Here is an 18,477-nt window from a genome sequence, read left to right on the forward strand (position 1 = left end):
AAGAGACAGCGCTCACGCGAAGCGCGACTCAACGGCTCGCGCGCGGCGTGAGCAGCGCGCGCTTGACCCGTTGCAACGTGCGATAAGGCAGCATCAGGTGCATTAGATTCTTCGCGAGGCCCAACCAGTCGTACGGATTGGCCAAGTTGAAGTAGCGTAACTGCAAACGCAGCGTCGAGCCGATTTGCCGGCGCCGCTTCGTCGCGCTGATGCCGCCTTCGTTCAGTTCATAGAGCAGGCCGAGTTCCGGCAGATTCGCGCAGTCGTAGCGTTCCATCAAACGTACGAACAGGTCGAGGTCTTCCGCCGAACGATACGCGGCGCGATAGTTCCCGACTGTGCGCACGGCATCGATACGCAGCATCATCGACGGATGCGCGAGGCACGAGCGGAAAAAGCGCTGACGCCGGATCGCGCTCGGCTCGGCCGGCGGCATCAGCATGAAAAGCGGTTCGCCCGCGCGCGTGACGACCTGGGTCCACATGCCGAGGCCCGCCACGTTGGGATGCGCTTGCATGAACGCGCGCTGCTTCGCGAGCCGTCGCGGGACCGCGCGGTCGCCTGCGTCGATGCGCGCCGCATAGCGAAAGCCGCGCTGCGCGAGCGCGTCGATGCCGGTTTGCAGCGCGCGCTCGATGCCGCCGTTCTGCGCCATACGCAGCACTTCGATCTTCAGGTTCGGCAGGGTGGGCGCGACGATCGGCGGCGTACTGCCGTCATCGACGATCAGTACGTGCACCAGCGCACTTTCTTCGAACGACGCGAGCGTAGAATCGACGTCCGCCTGGCCGTTGAAGGCGGGCATCAGCACCGCGACGTCGTCGAGCGTGGTTTGCGCGGTGGCGGATGAATTCGTCATGGGCGCAATTTGAAACGGATGTAATAAAGATTGACCGAGGCGGCCGCCAGGTAGCCGGCCGCGAGGCCGACGAGCGCGCCATACGCGCCGAGTCGCGGGATGGCCAGCAGATTGACCGCGAACGCGACGGCGAGCGCGAGCAGCCACTTCGCGAGCAACACGAACTTCGCCTGATACTTGAGCACGACCAGATTGCCGATCGCCTCGATACCGGCAGGCACCGACAGCCACACGGCCCAACGGAAGATCTCGATCGCGCCTTCGAAGTCCGGTCCGAACACGCGGCGGATGATGAAGCCCGCGAGCAGGTCGAGCACGAACGCGCCGCACACCATCAGCACGGCGGTCAGCGCGGTGAGTCGCCACATGTTGCGGCGCAGTTGCGCGATGCCCTGCACCCGGTAGACGAATGCGGGCGCAATGGTTTGCGCGAGCATCAGTGCGAGCGTGATCCAGTTTTCGTTCAACTGCTGGGCGGCCGAGTAGCGTCCGAGGTCGGCGAACGAGATCGCGCGCTCGAGCATCAACCGGTCCAGTTTCAGGAACAGATACATACAGATGAGCCCGAGCCAGAACACGGTGCCCGCGCTAGCGAAGTGCCTGAAGAGCGTTCGGTCGATATGCCAGCCGAGCTTGCCGCGATGCCGGCGCATGAAGTAGAGCAGCAGCACCGCGCCGATTGCCGCCGATTCGAGCGCCCACAGCCAGCCGAAGCGCGCGGGCGCGGCCGTCGCGCGCACCAGCAGATAAACGAGCCCGGCCTTGATCACCGCGGTGCTCATGCTGGTCAGCAATTGCGGCTTGCTGTAGGTCATGCTTTGCAGCCACGCGTTGATCACGCCGACGAACGGCTCGCGAAACAGCATCGTCACCGCGAGGCCGGCAAGCATCGCGCCGACGAGCGGTTCGAAGAAATGCAGCGCAATGCCGAGCCACGTGAGCAGCAGCGCAACGGCCGAGACGGAGATGCGCAACGCGAACGCGCTGCCGAGTACGGTACCGAGCTGTTCGGGCGGTCGGTTGACGATGGTTGGTACGAGGATTTCCGCGCCGCAGACCCATGTGATCGGCGACAGCACCAGCAGCAGCGTGTTCGCGTACTGCCATTTGCCGAACGTATCGGGCCCGAAGTAACGCGCGAGCATGCCGCTGATCACGATAGCGACGCCGATCTGCGTGAGCCGCTCGAGACCCAGCCAGACGATGTTCGTAAACGCGCGGGTGACGTCGGGATTGGCGAAGCGCTTGAGCGTCAGCATCCGTTGGCCGCTCGCCACTGCGTGTCGGTCAAGCCGCCTCGTGCGGCCATGCATGCGGCGCCATGCGCGTTCGCCCGCCCGGCCGGAAGCCACGGCGACTTTACAAAAGGAGGGCGTCTAAGCATTAGAATGGCGGTATTCAGGCTGGTCAGAAGAACGCAATTATAAGTTGGAACCGGACCGCTTCCGGCAAGGGCGCATCGAGGCGCGGAAACACGTGTTTAATCGTAAATATTGTCGTGGTTTTTTAACGCGATTTTTTACCGCGTTTTTACCGGTTATCTTCGATGCGCAGGTCAAAAATTTCCATTGCACGCAAGTGAGCCATCATGATCTCCAAATCCATTTTCAAGGCGTATGACATTCGTGGCGTCATTGGTAAGACGCTCGACGCCGACGCCGCGCGCTCCATCGGTCGCGCATTCGGCAGCGAAGTGCGCGCGCAGGGCGGCGACTCGGTCGTGGTCGCGCGCGACGGGCGCCTATCGGGCCCGGAGCTGATCGGGGCGCTGTCCGACGGCCTGCGTGCGGCCGGCGTCGATGTCGTGAACGTGGGCATGGTGCCCACGCCGGTCGGCTACTTCGCGGCGAGCGTACCGTTGAAGCTGGCGGGCGGCGAGCGCCGCGTCGACTCGTGCATCGTCGTGACCGGCAGCCACAATCCGCCTGACTACAACGGCTTCAAGATGGTACTGCGCGGCGCCGCCATTTACGGCGAGCAGATCCTCGCGCTGCATCAGCGCATCGTCGACGAGAACTTCGCCGACGGTAGCGGCAGCTACACCGAATACGATATCGCCGACGCATACCTCGAGCGCATCGCGAGCGACGTGAAGCTCGCGCGTCCGATCAAGATCGTCGTCGATACCGGCAACGGCGTGGCCGGCGGCCTCGCGCCCAGGCTGTTCAAAAAGCTCGGCTGCGAACTCGTCGAGCTGTTCACCGAGGTCGACGGCAACTTCCCGAATCACCATCCGGACCCGGCGCACCCGGAGAACCTCCAAGACGTGATTCGCGCGCTGAAGGAAACCGATGCGGAAATCGGCTTCGCGTTCGACGGCGACGGCGACCGCTTGGGCGTCGTCACCAAGGATGGTCAGATCATCTACCCGGACCGTCAGCTGATGCTGTTCGCCGAAGAGGTGCTGTCGCGCAACAAGGGCGCGCAGATCATCTACGACGTGAAGTGCACGCGCAATCTCGCGAAGTGGGTCAAGGACAAGGGCGGCGAGCCGCTGATGTGGAAAACCGGCCACTCGCTCGTGAAGGCGAAGCTGCGCGAAACCGGCGCGCCGCTGGCAGGCGAAATGAGCGGCCACGTGTTCTTCAAGGACCGCTGGTACGGTTTCGACGACGGCCTGTACACCGGCGCGCGTCTGCTCGAGATCCTCACGCGCGTGGCCGACCCGAGCGAGCTGCTGAACTCGCTGCCGAACTCGCACTCCACGCCCGAGCTGCAACTGAAGCTCGAAGAAGGCGAGAACTTCGAGCTGATCGCCCGTCTGCAGCAAAACGCGAAGTTCACCGGCGCGGACGACGTCGTGAAGATCGACGGTCTGCGTGTCGAGTATCCGGACGGCTTCGGCCTCGCGCGTTCGTCGAACACGACGCCGGTCGTCGTGATGCGTTTCGAGGCCGACAACGACGCGGCGCTCAAACGCATTCAGGACGACTTCCGCCGCGTGATTCTGGCGGAGAAGGCCGATGCGAAACTGCCGTTCTGACGGCTGATACGGCGGCGCGCTTCGAAATTCGTTAAGGCGGATCGAAGCGTCACCGCTACCGAACGCGGCGCGGGTTGCCTTACCGCGCCGCGTTTTTCATGTCTTTCACAGTCGGCGCGCTAGAATTGCGGTCCTTTCAACGCATCTTCGAGCCGATTAGCCGGTTTTCCCACTCTTGAGCGCGCAAAAGATACTGATCGTGAGGGTGTCGTCATTGGGCGACGTCGTTCACAACATGCCCGTGATCGCCGACATCCGGCGGCGCCATCCCGACGCGCAGATCGACTGGCTCGTCGAGGAGAGTTTCGTCGGGCTGGTGGAACTCGTGACCGGCGTGCGGCGCGCGATTCCGGTGTCGCTGCGGCGCTGGCGCAAGCGCATCCTGTCCGTCGACAACTGGCGCGAGATCGGCGCGTTTCGGCGCGCGCTCGCCGCCGAGCACTACGATCTGGTGATCGACTGCCAGGGGCTCATCAAGACCGCGTGGGTCGCGAGCATGGCGCGCGGACCGCTCGTCGGGCTCGGCAACCGCACCGATGGCGCCGGCTACGAATGGCCGGTGCGCTTCTTCTACGGTCGGCGCGTGCCGATCGCGCCGCGCACGCACGTGGTCGAACGCACGCGGCAACTGGTGGCCGCGGCGCTGAACGACCCGCCGCCGCAACCCACCGACGACATCGACTTCGGGCTCGATACGGGCCGTGCGGCGCTCGCGCTGTCGCAGGCGAATCTGAATCTGCCGGTGCCCTACGTCGTGTTCGTGCACGCGACTTCGCGCGCTGACAAGCAGTGGCCCGATGCCGCGTGGATCGAACTCGGGCAGTCGCTGGTGCGGCGCGGCGCATCGATCGTCCTGCCGTGGGGCAGCGACGCCGAGCGCGCGACCAGCGAGCGGCTCGCGAAGGAGTTCGGCGCGGCCGCGATCGTGCCGCCCAAGCTGGCGCTTCCAGCGGTGGTCGGACTGATCGATGGCGCGGCCGCGACGGTCGGGGTCGACACGGGTCTGGTGCATATCGCGGCGGCGCTGAAGCGGCCCACGGTCGAGTTGTACAATTTCTCGACCGCGTGGCGCACCGGCGGCTACTGGTCGCCGAACGTCGTCAATCTCGGCGCGGCCGGGCAGCCGCCGACGCTGCAGCAGGTCAAGTCGGCGCTGGCCGAGTTCGGTTTGTTGTAACCCGGGCCCGGCAGTCATCAGCACGGGCCGCAACCCGTCGGTGCGCTTCGCCTTGCGCACCCTCCGTTCCCAAGGGCGACCATGAACGAAACCCAGATCATCGAAGTAGCGAACGCCGACTGGCACGGCTGCAACCTGTCCGTGCCGCGCGAGTCGCTGCTCGCCGGCGTCGAGCGCGGCAAGGTGCTGTATTTCCCGAACCTGCGCTTCGCGATCGACGGTGGCGAGCAGGCGCTGCTCGATCCGGCGCTCGCCGATCCGAACCGCAAGAACATCAGCCTTGAGCCGAACGGCGGCGCGCTGCACGGCGTGGCCGGCGATGCGGTCACGCAGTCGGCGGTGCGTGCGTTGATCGCGCGTTATCAGGCGAATGCGCGCACGCTCGTCGACGGGCTCTTTCCCGAGTACAACGGCAAGCTGCGCGTGGCTCCAACGAGCCTGCGGCTGCATCAGGTCGAGACCCGCGAAACCTCGTGGCGCAAGGACGATAGCCGCCTGCACGTCGATGCGTTTCCGTCGCGGCCGAATTACGGCGAGCGCATCCTGCGCGTGTTCACCAACGTGAATCCGCATGGCGTGCCGCGCGTATGGCGGGTCGGCGAGCCATTCGAGGACATGGCGCGGCGCTTCCTGCCGCGCATCAAGCCGCAGATGCCGGGCACCCCTTGGCTGCTGAACCTGCTGCATGTGACGAAGTCGCTTCGCAGCGAGTACGACCATCTGATGCTCAATCTGCACGACGGCATGAAGGCCGACCTCGACTATCAGAAGACGAGCCCGCAGGAGACCATGCCGTTTCCGCCGGGCAGCGTGTGGGTATGCTTCTCCGACCAGACTTCGCACGCGGTGATGTCCGGCCAGTTCATGCTGGAGCAGACTTTCTTCCTGCCGGTAAAGGCGATGGCGCAGCCGGAATGCGCGCCGCTCGGTATTCTCGAGCGCCTGAAGGGCAGGGCGCTGGTTTGAGCGCGGCGGTAGATTCGAATGCCGGGCAGGCGCCGCCCCGCATCGCGCGTATCAGCGTCGTTGACTTCGCGAAGCGCACGAACCACGTGGAGCGCCGATGCTAAGGGCGATCTATCGCGCGCTCTGGTGGCTGATCGCGCCGCTTGCCGTGCTGCGCCTCCTGATCCGTTCGCGCAAGGAGCGCGGTTATCGCGAGCATATCGGCGAGCGCTTCGGCTATTCGCGCGGACGCTTGCCCGAAGACAGCGCGCCGCTGATCTGGGTGCATGCGGTGTCGGTCGGCGAGACGCGCGCCGCGCAGCCGCTGATCGACGAGCTGATGAAGGTGCGCCCCGACGCGCGCATTCTGCTCACGCACATGACGCCGAGCGGCCGCGCGACCGGCATCGAGATTTTCGGTGACCGCGTGTTGCGCAGCTATCTGCCGTACGACATGCCGCATGCGGTACGGCGCTTCCTGCGCGCGTGGCGGCCGTCGCTCGGTCTCGTGATGGAAACCGAGGTGTGGCCGACCTTGATCGACGAATGCCGGCGTGCCGACGTGCCGCTCGTGCTCACCAACGCGCGGATGTCGGCGCGTTCGTATAAGCGTGCGGCGAAGTTCGGCGGCGCGACGAAGGACGTGTTCGGCGGCTTCGCGCGCGTACTCGCGCAGAGTCCGTCCGATGCCGAGCGGTTGACCTCCCTCGGCGCGCGCAACGTCGCGGTGCTCGGCAATCTGAAGTTCGACATGAGCACGCCGCCCGAACTCGCGGCGCGCGGCCATGCATGGCGCGCGGCGATCGGTACGCGGCCGGTGTGGGTGGCGGCGAGCACGCGCGAGGGCGAAGAAGCGCTGGTGCTCGACGCGTTCGCGGCACTTGGCGTCGACGATGCGCTGCTGATCCTGGTGCCGCGTCATCCGCAACGCTTCAATGAAGTCGCGGCGCTGGTCGAGAAGACGGGCTTGCGGCTCGAACGCCGATCGAACTGGGCGCCCGATGCGAAGGTCGCATCGGCGGCGCGCACCGCCGACGATGGCGTGCCGCCGTTGCCTCATAACGTGAACGTGCTGCTCGGCGATTCGATGGGCGAGTTGGGCGCTTACTACGCGGCGTCGGATCTGGCGTTTATCGGCGGCAGTCTGTTGCCGCTCGGCGGACAGAATCTGATCGAAGCATGCGCGGTCGGCGTGCCGGTGCTGATCGGGCCGCACGTGTTCAACTTCACGCAGGCCACCGCCGATGCGGTCGCGGCCGGTGCCGCCGTGCAGGTGCAGGACCCGGCCGACCTGGCGCGCGCGCTGCGCGAGCTGTTCGGCGACAAGGCGCGGCGGCTCGCGATGGGCGGTGCCGCTGCCGCGTTTGCTGCGAGGCATCGTGGGGCGACGGCGAGAACGGTGGATGTGTTGGCGGCGTTGTTGCCGGAGTAGGGCCGGCGCGGGTGCCGTGCAATGCGATGCACGGGCGAATCGAACCTTCTGGAAACGTCGGGCCTGTTGATTGGCGGGCTGCGACCTGAACGGATCGGCTGCTTTTGAGCGACCGTGACTACTTATCGTCTTCGGTATCGACCACCTTAGTGATCTTCCAGACGTTCCCCTGCTTGCGCAGAAACGCAATGATGATTTTCTTTTCCGTCGATCCTAACGTGACGGGCACGACCGCCACTCGATCGAGAAGAACAGCGGGGTGGACCTCGATGTGCGCGAGCCAGTCCTGATCGTCATAGTCCTGGACGCGGGTGAAATACTCGGCTTGCTCTGCGAACTTGTTTTGCTTGTATTCCGCTCTCAGAAAATCCACGGTCGGTTTTGAGACATAGGTATAAATATCCTTGTCCATTAACGCATATCCATGCTTCTCCGAACTTCGATGAATAAACCATTTGTAAAACGCCGTGGTACTAGATTTGGGGGTGCTCATGTCCGGCGCTTGCGCCATCGCCAGTGACTGAAAAAGAATGAAAAACGCGAGGATCAGAAAATTTAGGGATTTGCGCATGGTTCAGTCGTGGCGATAGATTTTGTAGGAAGGGTGAGACTTTCTATACGACTCGCCGGGGTAAAAACCCCGATATTGCCTGAAATCGGATATCCAGATCTGGCCGTCAAACATCGCCATATGCCCGTGTGGGTGTCCCGCTATTGGCTGAATCACGATTACATCCGCGGGCCTGGGATTGCTGTCGCTGACCTCGTAGAATCCGGCTGCACGCAATGAATAGCCAATAGTCCCTTTGCATCCGCGCTCAACGCATCGATTCAAGATTGCCGAATGGTGCGCACCGTCCCGATAGGTGTCGGCAACGCATCTCCACTCCTCCTCTCAAACCTTCAACAACCCCTTCTTTTCAATAAACTTCACCACGTCGCCGAGGCCTTCGAGTGCCTTCAGATTGCACATCACAAAGGGCCGCTCGCCGCGCATCTTCTTCGCATCCGATGCCATCACGTCGAGGTTAGCGCCCACCAGCGGCGCGAGATCCGTCTTGTTGATCACGAGCAGATCCGACTTCGTGATGCCGGGTCCGCCCTTGCGCGGAATCTTCTCGCCGCCCGCGACGTCGATCACGTAGATCGTCAGGTCCGACAGCTCCGGGCTGAAGGTCGCCGCGAGGTTGTCGCCGCCCGATTCGATGAACACGATGTCCGCGTCCGGAAAGCGCGTGAGCATGCGGTCGACCGCCTCGAGGTTGATCGACGCGTCCTCGCGGATCGCCGTGTGCGGGCAGCCGCCCGTCTCGACGCCCATGATCCGCTCGGCCGGCAGCGCGCCCGCGACCGTCAGCAGACGCTGATCCTCTTTCGTATAGATGTCGTTCGTGATCGCGACGAGGTCGTACTGGTCGCGCATCGCCTTGCACAGCATTTCGAGCAGCGTGGTCTTGCCCGAGCCGACCGGACCGCCGACACCCACGCGCAGCGGCGGCAGCTTCTTCGTGCGGGTCTGGGTCGTGGGAGCGGAAGCGGGATGATGAGGTGCGTTCATGATGGATCGTGAGAATCGTATGTGCTCGTGTTACGAGCGGAAGAGCCGCGAATACTGCGACTCGTGACGCGCCGACAAAATGCCGAGTTGCGGCGCGAACGTGTTTAGGTCGTCACGTGAAGTGGCGAGCGCGCGCGCGACGGCCGCGTCGATCGGCTCGCGCAGCGCGACCATGATGCGCTGGCCCGCGAGCTGGCCAAGCGGCACCGCCTTCAACGCGGCGGCGGCCTGGTTCTCGACCCAGCTGAACGCATAGGCGGCGAGCGCGGCATCGACAGGAGCATCGTGCGCATAGGCGGCGAAGGCGAACGCGCTCGGCTGCGCGAGTGGCGTGAGCGACGCGAGCGTTGCGCGTCTCGCCGGATCGCCCCATTCGAGCGCTACGCACAACTGTCGCAGCGACCAGCCCATCTGCTCGGTTTCGCGGCGCAACTCGGCGGACTCGCGGCTCGCGAGAAATTCGGCGTTCGCATCGGCGAGTTCCGCGGCGTCGTGCGTGCGCCAGCGTTCGATCTGCTGCGCGAGGAACGGCAACTCGCCGCGCGCGAGCACGTCGGTCAGGCCGCGTTCGATCCACTTGCGCGCGGAGTCGGCGTCGGTGATGAGTTGCGCTTCGATCGCCGCTTCGAGACCCTGCGAATAGCTGAACGCGCCGATCGGCAGCGCCGGCGACGCGAGATGCAGCAGCGCAGTGAGTTCAGCGATGCGCATGGTGATGCGAATGGTGCCCATGTCCGCACGATTCGTCGTGCACGTGGTCATGGTCGTGATCGTGCGAGTGCGAGTGCGAAGAACCCTCGTGCTCATGCCCATGATGTTCACCGAACACCTGCTGCGCGATCGCATAGTCCTCGGCAAAGGTCTCGTCGTGCCCATGCTTATGGCCGCCGCCATAGGCGCCCGCTTCAGGCTGAAACGGCAGCGACACCTGCTCGAGCGTCGCGCCGATGCGCTTGAGCATGTCGGCGAGCACCGGATCGTATTCGAGCTTCAGGTAATCGGCGCCCACTTCGACCGGCGTATGACGATTGCCGAGGTGATACGCGGCGCGCGTCAACGTCAACGCGTCTGAAGCGCGTACGACGAGCACGGCTTCATCGGCGGCGACGACCCGCACGAGCCCGCCATCATCGGCGACGAGCACGTCGCCATCGCGTAGCACGGTGCCGCGCGGCAACAGCAATGCGACTTCCTCGCCGTTGTCGAGCGTTGCGGCAAGACGGCTCTTGCGCCGATCGTCGAACGCGAGGGTCAATGTGGGCGCCCGCTTCACGAGCACGGGCGCAATCTTCAGATGTGGCGCGAGAAGTTTATCGAGGGTACGCATGATCAGAACAGGAAGTAACGTTGCGCCATCGGCAGCACGGTGGCCGGATCGCAGGTCAGCAACTGGCCGTCGGCGATCACCTGGTAGGTTTCCGGATCGACGCTGATATTCGGGCGCCACGCGTTGTGAATCATATCGGCCTTGGTCACGTTGCGGCAGTTCCTCACCGCGACGATACGCTTGTCCAAACCATAGCGTTCGGCGACGTTCGCATCGGCGGCGAGCTGCGACACGAAGGTCAGCGACGTGCGGCCCAGCGCGCCTCCGCGCGTCGCGAACATCTCGCGATAGTGCACGGGCTGCGGCGTTGGAATCGACGCGTTCGGGTCGCCCATCTGCGCCATCGCGATCATGCCGCCCTTCAGGATCAGCGACGGTTTGATGCCGAAAAACGCCGGCTCCCAGAACACCAGATCGGCCCACTTGCCCGGCTCGATCGAGCCGACTTCATGCGCGATGCCGTGCGTGATCGCCGGATTGATCGTGTACTTCGCGACATAGCGCTTCGCGCGGAAATTGTCGTGACGCGCGTTGTCCTCGGGCAGCGCGCCGCGTTGCACCTTCATCTTGTGCGCGGTCTGCCACGTGCGGATGATCACTTCGCCGACGCGGCCCATCGCCTGCGAATCCGAAGACAGCATCGACAGCGCGCCGAGGTCGTGCAGGATGTCCTCGGCCGCGATCGTCTCGCGGCGGATCCGCGATTCGGCGAACGCGATGTCTTCGGCAATCGACGGATCGAGGTGATGACACACCATCAGCATGTCGAGATGCTCTTCGAGCGTATTGACCGTATAGGGCCGCGTCGGATTCGTCGACGACGGCAGCACGTTCGCTTCGCCGCATACCTTGATGATGTCCGGCGCGTGGCCGCCGCCCGCGCCCTCGGTGTGATACGTGTGGATCGTGCGGCCCTTGAATGCCGCCACCGTCGCTTCGACGAAGCCCGCTTCGTTCAGCGTGTCCGTGTGGATCGCTACCTGCGTGTCGGTATCGTCGGCGACGCAAAGACAGTTGTCGATCGCGGCCGGCGTCGTGCCCCAGTCCTCGTGCAGCTTCAGGCCGATCGCGCCGGCGGCGATCTGCTCGGTGAGCGGTGCCGGCTGGCTGACGTTGCCCTTGCCGAGAAAGCCGAGGTTCATCGGATAGCCGTCGGCCGCTTGCAGCATGCGTTCGAGATGCCACGGTCCCGGCGTGCAGGTGGTCGCGTTCGTGCCGGTCGCGGGGCCGGTGCCGCCGCCGAGCATCGTCGTCACGCCGCTGGCGAGCGCTTCCTCGATCTGCTGCGGGCTGATGAAGTGAATGTGCGTATCGATGCCGCCCGCGGTCACGATCAGCCCTTCGCCTGCGATCACTTCGGTGGAGGCGCCGATCGCGATCGTCACGTTCGGCTGGATGTCGGGATTGCCGGCCTTGCCGATCGCGGCGATGCGGCCGTCCTTGATGCCGATGTCGGCCTTCACGATGCCCCAGTGATCGAGGATCACCGCGTTCGTCACGACGGTATCGACGACCTCGGCATGGACGCGCTGCGACTGCCCCATGCCGTCGCGAATCACCTTGCCGCCGCCGAACTTGACCTCTTCGCCGTAGGTCGTGAAGTCGCGCTCGATCTCGATCAGCAGTTCGGTGTCGGCGAGGCGCACGCGGTCGCCGGTGGTGGGGCCGAACATCTCCGCGTACGCGCGGCGGCCAATGCGTAGTGTCATGGTGTGGGTCCGGAATGAGCTACAGGCGAGCTACAGGCAAGGCAATACGGAGCAGGGCGGTCGAAACGTCAGGGCGCGGGCAGCGCATCACAGCTTGCCCATCACCTTGCCGTTGAAGCCGTAGACGACGCGCTCGCCCGCCAGCGCGACGAGTTCGACCGTGCGCTGCTGGCCGGGCTCGAAGCGCACCGCCGTGCCCGCCGCGATGTTCAGGCGAAAGCCGCGCGCCGCTTCGCGATCGAACGACAGCGCGTCGTTCACTTCGTAGAAATGGTAGTGCGAGCCGATCTGCACGGGACGGTCGCCGGTATTCGACACCACCACCGTGACCGTCGCGCGGCCGGCGTTCAGTTCGTGCTCGCCGTCGTCGATGAGGAGTTCGCCGGGAATCATGGGGCCTGCCTTGACGGAGAAGAGTTCAGGGAATCGGATGATGGACGGTGACGAGCTTGGTGCCGTCCGGGAACGTCGCTTCGACCTGGATGTCGGGGATCATCTCGGGCACGCCCTCCATCACGTCGGCGCGCGTGAGCAGCGTGGTGCCGTAGTGCATCACCTCCGCGACGCTCTTGCCGTCGCGCGCGGCTTCCATCAGCGCTGCGGTGATGAAGGCGACCGCCTCCGGATAGTTCAGCTTGAGGCCGCGCGCGCGGCGCCGTTCGGCGAGCAGCGCGGCGGTGAAGATCAGCAGCTTGTCCTTCTCGCGAGGTGTCAGCTTCATCGGGTGTGGGTCTCGGCGTTGGGGTGTGGTGGCGTGGTCGTCGCATCGCGATGACGGGGTGCGCGCGTCGCGCCGTCAGCCGGTCACGGTATCAAGGCCGGCTAACGGCGCGCTTACAAATAAGTTTGCAACCGCGCTTGCCACCGCGCTGGCCACCGCGTTCTCGAAATTACAGATCGGCGGGCAGCGGCGCGCCGAACCACTTCTTCGACATCGCACCGAGCGTGCCGTCGTGTTTGGCCTGCGCGATCGCGGCATCGACCTTCTGTTGCAGGCGCGGCTCGTTCTTGTTCATGCCGACGAAGCACGGCGAGTTCTTGATCACGAACTTCGGCTCCGGACGGCGCGGCGGATTCTTCGCGAGGATCGCGGCAGCGACGATGTTGCCGGCCGCGATCAGCTGCACCTGGCCGGACAGGAACGCGGCGATCGTCGCGTTGTTGTCCTCGAAGCGTTTGATCGTCGCGTTCGGCGCCATCTGCGTGAGACCGATTTCTTCGAGCGCGCCGCGCGTCGCGCCGACGGTCTTGCCGGTCAGATCCGCGGGACCGCTCACCTTGATATCGGCGGGACCGAACACGCCCTGGTAGTACGGCGCGTACGCGCTCGAGAAGTCGATCACCTTCTCGCGCTCGGGGGTTTTGCCGAGCGACGAGATCACGAGGTCGACCTTGCCCGTTTGCAGATACGGAATCCGGTTCGCGCTGTTGACCGGCACCAGTTCGAGCTTCACGTTCATCGCTTTGGCGAGCAGCGCGGCCGTGTCGATGTCGTAGCCCTGCGGCTTCATGTCGGGACCGACCGAGCCGAACGGCGGATAGTCTTCCGGCACGGCGACCTTCAGCACGCCGGCCTTGGCGATGTTGTCGAGCGTGTCGGCGTGCGCGGGGCTCGCATGAAACGCGAGGTCGGCGACGATGGGCAGGGCGAGCAATGCGGCCAGCAAGGCGCGGCGCGCGGAGCGGGAGAGAGTGCGGGTCATGGGCGTGAGCGGTGGTGATGTCGTTGGTGTCGTTGGTGTCGGGTCGTCGCTGGCTTCATCGTTGCCGGCCGCGAAGTGGCGAATGCAATGCAAGCTGTGTGCCATCGCTGCGCTGTGGCGGGGCGGCGCGCTGCGCCACAGCGCGCACATCGGCGGGGCGTGCGCGTGCGCCGCTTTGGTGCGCGAACGGTGCGACGCAGAAGAATGGGGGAACCCCGCGCTCAGGTCGACCAGATCCGCAACGGCACCGCCGCGACCCCGTGCACGACCGGCCGCAATTGCAGCCAGCAGCGCGTGAGCGCGTGCTGCAGCGTTTCCATCGAGCGCGACACCGCGCGCACCAGCAGCACCCCGTTCGTCACGCACGACGCCGCCGCTCGCAACGTATCGTCGAACGGCAGTTGCGCGCTCAGCGATTCGGCGAGCGTGTCGTCGCATGCGGCGCCCACCGCCCACAGCGTGCCGTACGCAGGAAAGCCGGCGAGTCCCTGCGGTGCGTCGCGCAGCGGATCGTCGGCGGTGAGGCTCGCGCGTTCGAACCACAGTAGCTCGCCATTCGCGCCGACGATGCGCGACACCGCGCGCAGGCTACCTGCCGACCACCGTTCGCCGGCCGCCTGGCGTCCGAGTTGCGTCGCGTCCCAGCCGATCGCGCTCGCGCCGGCGCCGAGCGTCAGCGAAAAATCGAGTTGCGCGTTCGCGTGGTCGAACACGATGTTGTTCTGCGGAAGCCAGTCGAGCTTCGCCTGTTCGCCGACCTGCACCGCGATGCGCTGCCGCGCCGCGCGGCCGTTCGACTTGTACCACTTGGTTGCGCCCGGCGTCGTCAGCACGGCATGCGTGTGCGCGGCGAGCGTGATGTCGATGTCGAGCTGATCGCCACCCGCGACGCCGCCGGGCGGATGCACGATCACCGCGTGACAGATCGCCGGGCCTTCCGGATAGAGCGGCCGTTGCACGCGCAGCGGCCCATCGTGCAGCCGGTGCGCGAGCGTCGTGCGGGCGTCGCCGCCGACGAAGCCGAGTTCGAGTCGCGCGCGCCATGGCGTGTGCGCGGCGGCGAGCGTGGCGTGGTTTTCGTGAAGCGACATGCGGATGGATGGCGGAATCGGCGTGCGGCGAGCATAGCACGCGGGTCGAAGCGCGCAAGCCGCGGTAGCCGCAGCTTGCGCGGCAGTGACTACGACGCGGTACCCTCGGGCGAGGCCTCGGTCACCGACAGCACCTTGATGCCCTCCCACTGCGGATGCAGCAGCCGCAGCAACGCGAGGATCGCGCGGGGCGTGTTTTCCTGAACGGTCAACGAGTCGCTGCCTGTAAGGATTGCTTTCTTGCCATGTTGGCAGTACTGATATTCGACGCGAACCGTCACGGACATGCTTTTTCTCCCTTCTCTTTCGATGTTGTGTCGCTAACCCAGGCCCCAGGTTTGAGGCCGTATCGCGGCAGCGCCTAGCGTACGAGTGTCGGCTCGGCGTGATCGTCCACGCCCCGTTCCGCGCGATTGATGAATCCGCAATCGAGCAATAGCTGACAGAAAGCTTCCGGCGAACACGACGGACCGGTCGTCTCGGCCATTCTCGCGAGGACGTCGGGGAACGACGCGAGCACGTGCCAGCTGTCGTAGTACGCGTGCAGTTGTGGCGCGAGTTCGTTGCCGAGCTTCTCCCAGCGCACCGACAGCATGCCGACGGTACCGCCGCTGTCCACCTCGAATAAACCAAAGGTGACCGCCGACACGACGTTCATCACCCTGCAATAAGAGGCGGGGTTTCTGTAGAACTCGCGTCTGACCTGCTTTTTGTCGTCCATGGTATCCACCTCATCGAACCGTTACGGCGCTGCCTAGCCTGTCTAACGGTTGCGTGGCGGATAACTTGAGTGATGAGCTTCGGTCGCGTCGGGGGGGCGTGGTGGACGTTGGAAATTGAAGGAAACGCTTACACGGCGATCAACCCGCGCACGCCGTCCGCATCCATGTTCGCGCCTTCGCCGCCCGCGATGATTTCGCCGCGGCTCATCACCCAGTAGCGATCGGCGATCGCTTTGGCGAAGTCGTAGTACTGCTCGACGAGCAGCACCGTCATGCCCATCTCCTCGACGAGCTGCCGCAGCGTGCGGCCAATGTCCTGGATGATAGAGGGCTGGATGCCCTCGGTCGGCTCGTCGAGGATCAGCAGTTGCGGCTCGCTCATCAGCGCGCGGCCGATGGCGAGCTGTTGCTGCTGGCCGCCGGACAGATCGCCGCCGCGCCGGTTGCGCATGTCCTTCAGCACCGGGAACAGCTCGTAGATCCGCTCGGGGATTTTCTTCGGCGCCTTTTTGCTGGCGGCGCCCACCAGCAGATTTTCCTCGACGGTGAGGCGCGGGAAGATATCGCGGCCCTGCGGGACGTAGGCGAGCCCCTGGGCGACGCGCGCATGAGTGGGCAGCTTCATCAGCGGTTCGCCGCGCCATGCGATCGCACCGCTTTTCGCGGGCACGACGCCCATCAGGCAGCGCAGCAGCGTGGTCTTGCCGACGCCGTTGCGCCCGAGCAGCACCGTCAGCTTGCCGTCGGGCACCGTGAGCTTCACGTCGCGCAGAATATGGCTGCCGCCGTAGTACTGGTTCAGTCGATCTACTTCGAGCATTGTTCAGTCATCCTGTCGGGTTGACGATGCGGTGTCGCCTTCAGCTGCAATCAGCTGCAATCAGCTGCAATCAGCGGCCCAGATAAGACTCGATCACGGTCTCATCGCGCTTCACTTCGTCGAGCGTGCCGTGCGCGAGCACGCGTCCTTCGGCCATCACCGTTACCTTGCCGGTGTCGCCCGCGAGCGCCGCGACGAACTCCATGTCGTGCTCGACGACCATCATCGAGCAGGTGCCGCGCAGGTGATTGAGCAACTCGGCGAGCTGCATCGTTTCGTCGTCGGTCATGCCGGCCGCGGGTTCGTCGAGCAGCAGCAGAGCCGGTTGCTGCATCAGCAGCATGCCGATTTCGAGGCGCTGCTTCTGGCCGTGCGACAGCTCGCCGGCGAGCCGTCGCGCTTCGCTCTCCAGCCCGATCAGCGCGAGCGTTTCCTCGATGCGCGCCTGCGCGCCGCGATCGAGCCGCGCGCGCAACGACGCCCACCAGCCCTTGTCGGTCTTCATCGCGAGTTCGAGGTTTTCCCACACGGGGTGCTGTTCGAACACGGTCGGCTTCTGGAACTTGCGGCCGATGCCAGAGCGCGCGATCGCCGGTTCGTTCAGCCGGGTGAGATCGATCGATTGGCCGAGAAACACCTTGCCGTGATCGGGCGCGGTCTTGCCCGTGATCACGTCCATCATCGTCGTCTTGCCCGCGCCGTTCGGGCCGATGATGCAGCGCAGTTCGCCCGCGTCGATCGCGAGCGACAGCGCGTTCAGCGCGCGAAAGCCGTCGAAGCTGACCGTCACGTCTTCGAGGTAGAGGATCGTGCCGTGCGACACGTCGATCTCGCCGGGCACGACCGCGTGCCCCATGCTCGCGACGCCGCTCAACGAGCGTTCCGGCGGTGCTTCGGGTAAGTCCAGATCGGGAACCATCGGGTTTTCGTTCATCAGCGGTTCCTCAGCGGGTTCTTTTACGCGTCAGCAGATCGGCGAGGCCCATGATGCCGTTCGGCAGCAGCAGCGGCACCAGCACGAAGATCAGGCCAAGAAAGAACAGCCAGTATTCCGGGAAGTTCGCCGTGAAGAAGCTCTTCGCGCCGTTCACGGCGAACGCGCCGATGATCGGTCCGATCAGCGTGCCGCGTCCGCCGACCGCGACCCAGATCGCCATTTCGATCGAGTTGCCCGGCGACATCTCGCCCGGATTGATGATGCCGACCTGCGGTACATAGAGCGCGCCGGCGATGCCGCACAGCACCGCCGACACGGTCCACACGAACAGCTTGTACGCGAGCGGGCTGTAGCCGAGGAACATCAGCCGCGTTTCGCCGTCGCGCACCGCGGTCACGACGCGGCCGAGCTTCGACGTGACGATCGCGCGGGCGCCGATGAACGCGGCGATCAGCACCGCGAACGTGAGCAGCAGCAACGCGGCGCGCGTGCCCTGATGGGTGATCGGAAAGCCGCCGATGCGCTTGAAGTCGGTGAAGCCGTTATTGCCGCCGAAGCCCGTTTCGTTGCGATAGAACAGCAGCATTGCGGCGAAGGTCATCGCCTGCGTAATGATCGATAGATAGACGCCCTTCACGCGCGAGCGGAACGTGAAGAAGCCGAACACCCACGCGACCACGGCCGGCACCAGCACGACGAGCAACAGCGCATAGCCGAGATGCTGGGTGCCGTGCCAGTACCACGGCAGCTGATGCCAGTCGAGAAACACCATGAAGTCGGGCAGATCGCTGCCGTACTTGCCCTCATGACCGATCGCGCGCATCAGGTACATGCCGATCGCGTAGCCGCCGAGCGCGAAGAACAGCGCGTGGCCGAGACTCAGGATGCCGCAGTAGCCCCACACCAGATCGAGCGCGAGCGCGGCGATCGCGTAGCACATGAACTTGCCTGTCAGCGTCATCGCATACGCGGACAGATGCAACGCGCTCGTCTCCGGAATCACCAGCGCGGCGAACGGCACGCCGAGGCCGAACACGATGATCAATGCGATCAGCGCGAGCCACGCGCGACGCGACAGCAGCGCGGGCCGTGGCGGCAGACCGAGCGCGAAGCCGGTGCTGGACTCGCGCGCGCCGCCGGCACCAGCGCCAGCGGCACCGACGCGCGACGACGCAGCGGAAGTGGGGTTTGCCGATGAAGTAGCCGATGTCATC

The 18,477-nt window shown here is 65.0% G+C and carries 20 protein-coding genes; 4 read left to right on the top strand and 16 right to left on the bottom strand.

The window, feature by feature from the left end; genetic code table 11:
• Window positions 1-28: 28 nt before the first annotated feature.
• Both L0U84_RS03215 and L0U84_RS03220 read right to left on the bottom strand, forming a co-directional pair.
• Window positions 29-859, bottom strand: a complete 831-nt coding sequence (locus L0U84_RS03215; protein WP_233847688.1) for a glycosyltransferase — start codon at window positions 857-859, stop codon at window positions 29-31.
• Window positions 856-2,118, bottom strand: coding sequence for an oligosaccharide flippase family protein (locus L0U84_RS03220; protein ID WP_233847690.1), 1,263 nt, complete (start codon window positions 2,116-2,118; stop codon window positions 856-858). The genes L0U84_RS03215 and L0U84_RS03220 overlap by 4 nt, the downstream gene beginning before the upstream one ends.
• A 329-nt stretch (window positions 2,119-2,447) precedes the next feature.
• On the opposite strand from L0U84_RS03220, the gene L0U84_RS03225 reads away from it, so the two are divergent.
• The 4 genes from L0U84_RS03225 (at window position 2,448) to waaA (ending at window position 7,396) form a co-directional block, all read left to right on the top strand.
• Window positions 2,448-3,842, top strand: coding sequence for a phosphomannomutase/phosphoglucomutase (locus L0U84_RS03225; RefSeq protein WP_233847693.1), 1,395 nt, complete (start codon window positions 2,448-2,450; stop codon window positions 3,840-3,842).
• Window positions 3,843-4,077: 235 nt separating this feature from the next.
• The gene (waaC, locus tag L0U84_RS03230; RefSeq protein ID WP_233851919.1) at window positions 4,078-5,019 is read left to right on the top strand and encodes a lipopolysaccharide heptosyltransferase I; all 942 of its coding nucleotides are present in this window, start codon (window positions 4,078-4,080) and stop codon (window positions 5,017-5,019) included.
• Window positions 5,020-5,100: 81 nt separating this feature from the next.
• The gene (locus tag L0U84_RS03235) at window positions 5,101-5,985 is read left to right on the top strand and encodes a Kdo hydroxylase family protein (protein WP_233847695.1); all 885 of its coding nucleotides are present in this window, start codon (window positions 5,101-5,103) and stop codon (window positions 5,983-5,985) included.
• Window positions 5,986-6,082: 97 nt separating this feature from the next.
• Window positions 6,083-7,396 carry a lipid IV(A) 3-deoxy-D-manno-octulosonic acid transferase gene (gene waaA / locus L0U84_RS03240; RefSeq protein ID WP_233847696.1) on the top strand — a complete coding sequence of 438 codons (1,314 nt, stop codon included), beginning with the start codon at window positions 6,083-6,085 and terminating at the stop codon, window positions 7,394-7,396.
• Window positions 7,397-7,514: 118 nt separating this feature from the next.
• Here waaA and L0U84_RS03245 read toward each other — a convergent pair whose 3' ends face one another.
• From L0U84_RS03245 to urtC, 14 genes are all read right to left on the bottom strand, one after another.
• Window positions 7,515-7,967, bottom strand: a complete 453-nt coding sequence (locus L0U84_RS03245) for a DUF3828 domain-containing protein (RefSeq protein WP_233847698.1) — start codon at window positions 7,965-7,967, stop codon at window positions 7,515-7,517.
• Window positions 7,968-8,291: 324 nt separating this feature from the next.
• Window positions 8,292-8,954 carry an urease accessory protein UreG gene (ureG, locus tag L0U84_RS03250; RefSeq protein WP_233847700.1) on the bottom strand — a complete coding sequence of 221 codons (663 nt, stop codon included), beginning with the start codon at window positions 8,952-8,954 and terminating at the stop codon, window positions 8,292-8,294.
• A gap of 30 nt (window positions 8,955-8,984) precedes the next feature.
• Window positions 8,985-9,665, bottom strand: a complete 681-nt coding sequence (locus L0U84_RS03255; RefSeq protein ID WP_233851920.1) for an urease accessory protein UreF — start codon at window positions 9,663-9,665, stop codon at window positions 8,985-8,987.
• Window positions 9,652-10,281, bottom strand: a complete 630-nt coding sequence (gene ureE / locus L0U84_RS03260) for an urease accessory protein UreE (protein WP_233847701.1) — start codon at window positions 10,279-10,281, stop codon at window positions 9,652-9,654. The genes L0U84_RS03255 and ureE overlap by 14 nt, the downstream gene beginning before the upstream one ends.
• Window positions 10,282-10,283: 2 nt before the next feature.
• Window positions 10,284-11,990, bottom strand: coding sequence for an urease subunit alpha (ureC, locus tag L0U84_RS03265; protein ID WP_233847703.1), 1,707 nt, complete (start codon window positions 11,988-11,990; stop codon window positions 10,284-10,286).
• A gap of 87 nt (window positions 11,991-12,077) precedes the next feature.
• A complete protein-coding gene (locus tag L0U84_RS03270; protein ID WP_233847706.1) occupies window positions 12,078-12,383 on the bottom strand; it encodes an urease subunit beta in 306 nt (101 codons plus the stop codon).
• A gap of 25 nt (window positions 12,384-12,408) precedes the next feature.
• Window positions 12,409-12,711: an urease subunit gamma gene (gene ureA, locus L0U84_RS03275; RefSeq protein ID WP_008923043.1), complete on the bottom strand. Its 303-nt coding sequence runs from the start codon at window positions 12,709-12,711 to the stop codon at window positions 12,409-12,411.
• A gap of 169 nt (window positions 12,712-12,880) precedes the next feature.
• Complete coding sequence (locus L0U84_RS03280; RefSeq protein WP_233847707.1) at window positions 12,881-13,693, bottom strand: transporter substrate-binding domain-containing protein; 813 nt, start codon at window positions 13,691-13,693, stop codon at window positions 12,881-12,883.
• Window positions 13,694-13,914: 221 nt separating this feature from the next.
• Window positions 13,915-14,784: an urease accessory protein UreD gene (locus L0U84_RS03285; RefSeq protein WP_233847710.1), complete on the bottom strand. Its 870-nt coding sequence runs from the start codon at window positions 14,782-14,784 to the stop codon at window positions 13,915-13,917.
• An 89-nt stretch (window positions 14,785-14,873) separates the two neighbouring features.
• The gene (locus L0U84_RS03290) at window positions 14,874-15,071 is read right to left on the bottom strand and encodes a hypothetical protein (RefSeq protein WP_233847711.1); all 198 of its coding nucleotides are present in this window, start codon (window positions 15,069-15,071) and stop codon (window positions 14,874-14,876) included.
• 74 nt (window positions 15,072-15,145) lie between these two features.
• Entirely contained in the window at window positions 15,146-15,505 is a 360-nt protein-coding gene (locus L0U84_RS03295) for a hypothetical protein (protein ID WP_233847712.1), read from the bottom strand.
• Window positions 15,506-15,633: 128 nt separating this feature from the next.
• The gene (gene urtE / locus L0U84_RS03300) at window positions 15,634-16,326 is read right to left on the bottom strand and encodes an urea ABC transporter ATP-binding subunit UrtE (protein ID WP_233847714.1); all 693 of its coding nucleotides are present in this window, start codon (window positions 16,324-16,326) and stop codon (window positions 15,634-15,636) included.
• Between the two features lie 70 nt (window positions 16,327-16,396).
• Window positions 16,397-17,260, bottom strand: coding sequence for an urea ABC transporter ATP-binding protein UrtD (urtD, locus tag L0U84_RS03305; protein ID WP_233847716.1), 864 nt, complete (start codon window positions 17,258-17,260; stop codon window positions 16,397-16,399).
• 10 nt (window positions 17,261-17,270) lie between these two features.
• Window positions 17,271-18,476 carry an urea ABC transporter permease subunit UrtC gene (urtC, locus tag L0U84_RS03310; RefSeq protein WP_233847720.1) on the bottom strand — a complete coding sequence of 402 codons (1,206 nt, stop codon included), beginning with the start codon at window positions 18,474-18,476 and terminating at the stop codon, window positions 17,271-17,273.
• Window position 18,477 lies beyond the last annotated feature (1 nt).

Source organism: Paraburkholderia sp. HD33-4, assembly GCF_021390635.1.
Taxonomy (GTDB): domain Bacteria; phylum Pseudomonadota; class Gammaproteobacteria; order Burkholderiales; family Burkholderiaceae; genus Paraburkholderia.

Coding starts and splice junctions, on each gene's coding strand:
- L0U84_RS03255 (WP_233851920.1), bottom strand. CDS start 9,665: ATGCGCATCGCTGAACTCACTGCGCTGCTGCATCTCGCGTCGCCGGCG.
- L0U84_RS03220 (WP_233847690.1), bottom strand. CDS start 2,118: ATGCTGACGCTCAAGCGCTTCGCCAATCCCGACGTCACCCGCGCGTTT.
- L0U84_RS03235 (WP_233847695.1), top strand. CDS start 5,101: ATGAACGAAACCCAGATCATCGAAGTAGCGAACGCCGACTGGCACGGC.
- ureA (WP_008923043.1), bottom strand. CDS start 12,711: ATGAAGCTGACACCTCGCGAGAAGGACAAGCTGCTGATCTTCACCGCC.
- ureG (WP_233847700.1), bottom strand. CDS start 8,954: ATGAACGCACCTCATCATCCCGCTTCCGCTCCCACGACCCAGACCCGC.
- ureE (WP_233847701.1), bottom strand. CDS start 10,281: ATGCGTACCCTCGATAAACTTCTCGCGCCACATCTGAAGATTGCGCCC.
- L0U84_RS03245 (WP_233847698.1), bottom strand. CDS start 7,967: ATGCGCAAATCCCTAAATTTTCTGATCCTCGCGTTTTTCATTCTTTTT.
- L0U84_RS03285 (WP_233847710.1), bottom strand. CDS start 14,784: ATGTCGCTTCACGAAAACCACGCCACGCTCGCCGCCGCGCACACGCCA.
- urtD (WP_233847716.1), bottom strand. CDS start 17,260: ATGAACGAAAACCCGATGGTTCCCGATCTGGACTTACCCGAAGCACCG.
- L0U84_RS03215 (WP_233847688.1), bottom strand. CDS start 859: ATGACGAATTCATCCGCCACCGCGCAAACCACGCTCGACGACGTCGCG.
- L0U84_RS03270 (WP_233847706.1), bottom strand. CDS start 12,383: ATGATTCCCGGCGAACTCCTCATCGACGACGGCGAGCACGAACTGAAC.
- urtE (WP_233847714.1), bottom strand. CDS start 16,326: ATGCTCGAAGTAGATCGACTGAACCAGTACTACGGCGGCAGCCATATT.
- L0U84_RS03280 (WP_233847707.1), bottom strand. CDS start 13,693: ATGACCCGCACTCTCTCCCGCTCCGCGCGCCGCGCCTTGCTGGCCGCA.
- ureC (WP_233847703.1), bottom strand. CDS start 11,990: ATGACACTACGCATTGGCCGCCGCGCGTACGCGGAGATGTTCGGCCCC.
- L0U84_RS03290 (WP_233847711.1), bottom strand. CDS start 15,071: ATGTCCGTGACGGTTCGCGTCGAATATCAGTACTGCCAACATGGCAAG.
- waaA (WP_233847696.1), top strand. CDS start 6,083: ATGCTAAGGGCGATCTATCGCGCGCTCTGGTGGCTGATCGCGCCGCTT.
- L0U84_RS03225 (WP_233847693.1), top strand. CDS start 2,448: ATGATCTCCAAATCCATTTTCAAGGCGTATGACATTCGTGGCGTCATT.
- waaC (WP_233851919.1), top strand. CDS start 4,078: ATGCCCGTGATCGCCGACATCCGGCGGCGCCATCCCGACGCGCAGATC.
- urtC (WP_233847720.1), bottom strand. CDS start 18,476: ATGACATCGGCTACTTCATCGGCAAACCCCACTTCCGCTGCGTCGTCG.
- L0U84_RS03295 (WP_233847712.1), bottom strand. CDS start 15,505: ATGGACGACAAAAAGCAGGTCAGACGCGAGTTCTACAGAAACCCCGCC.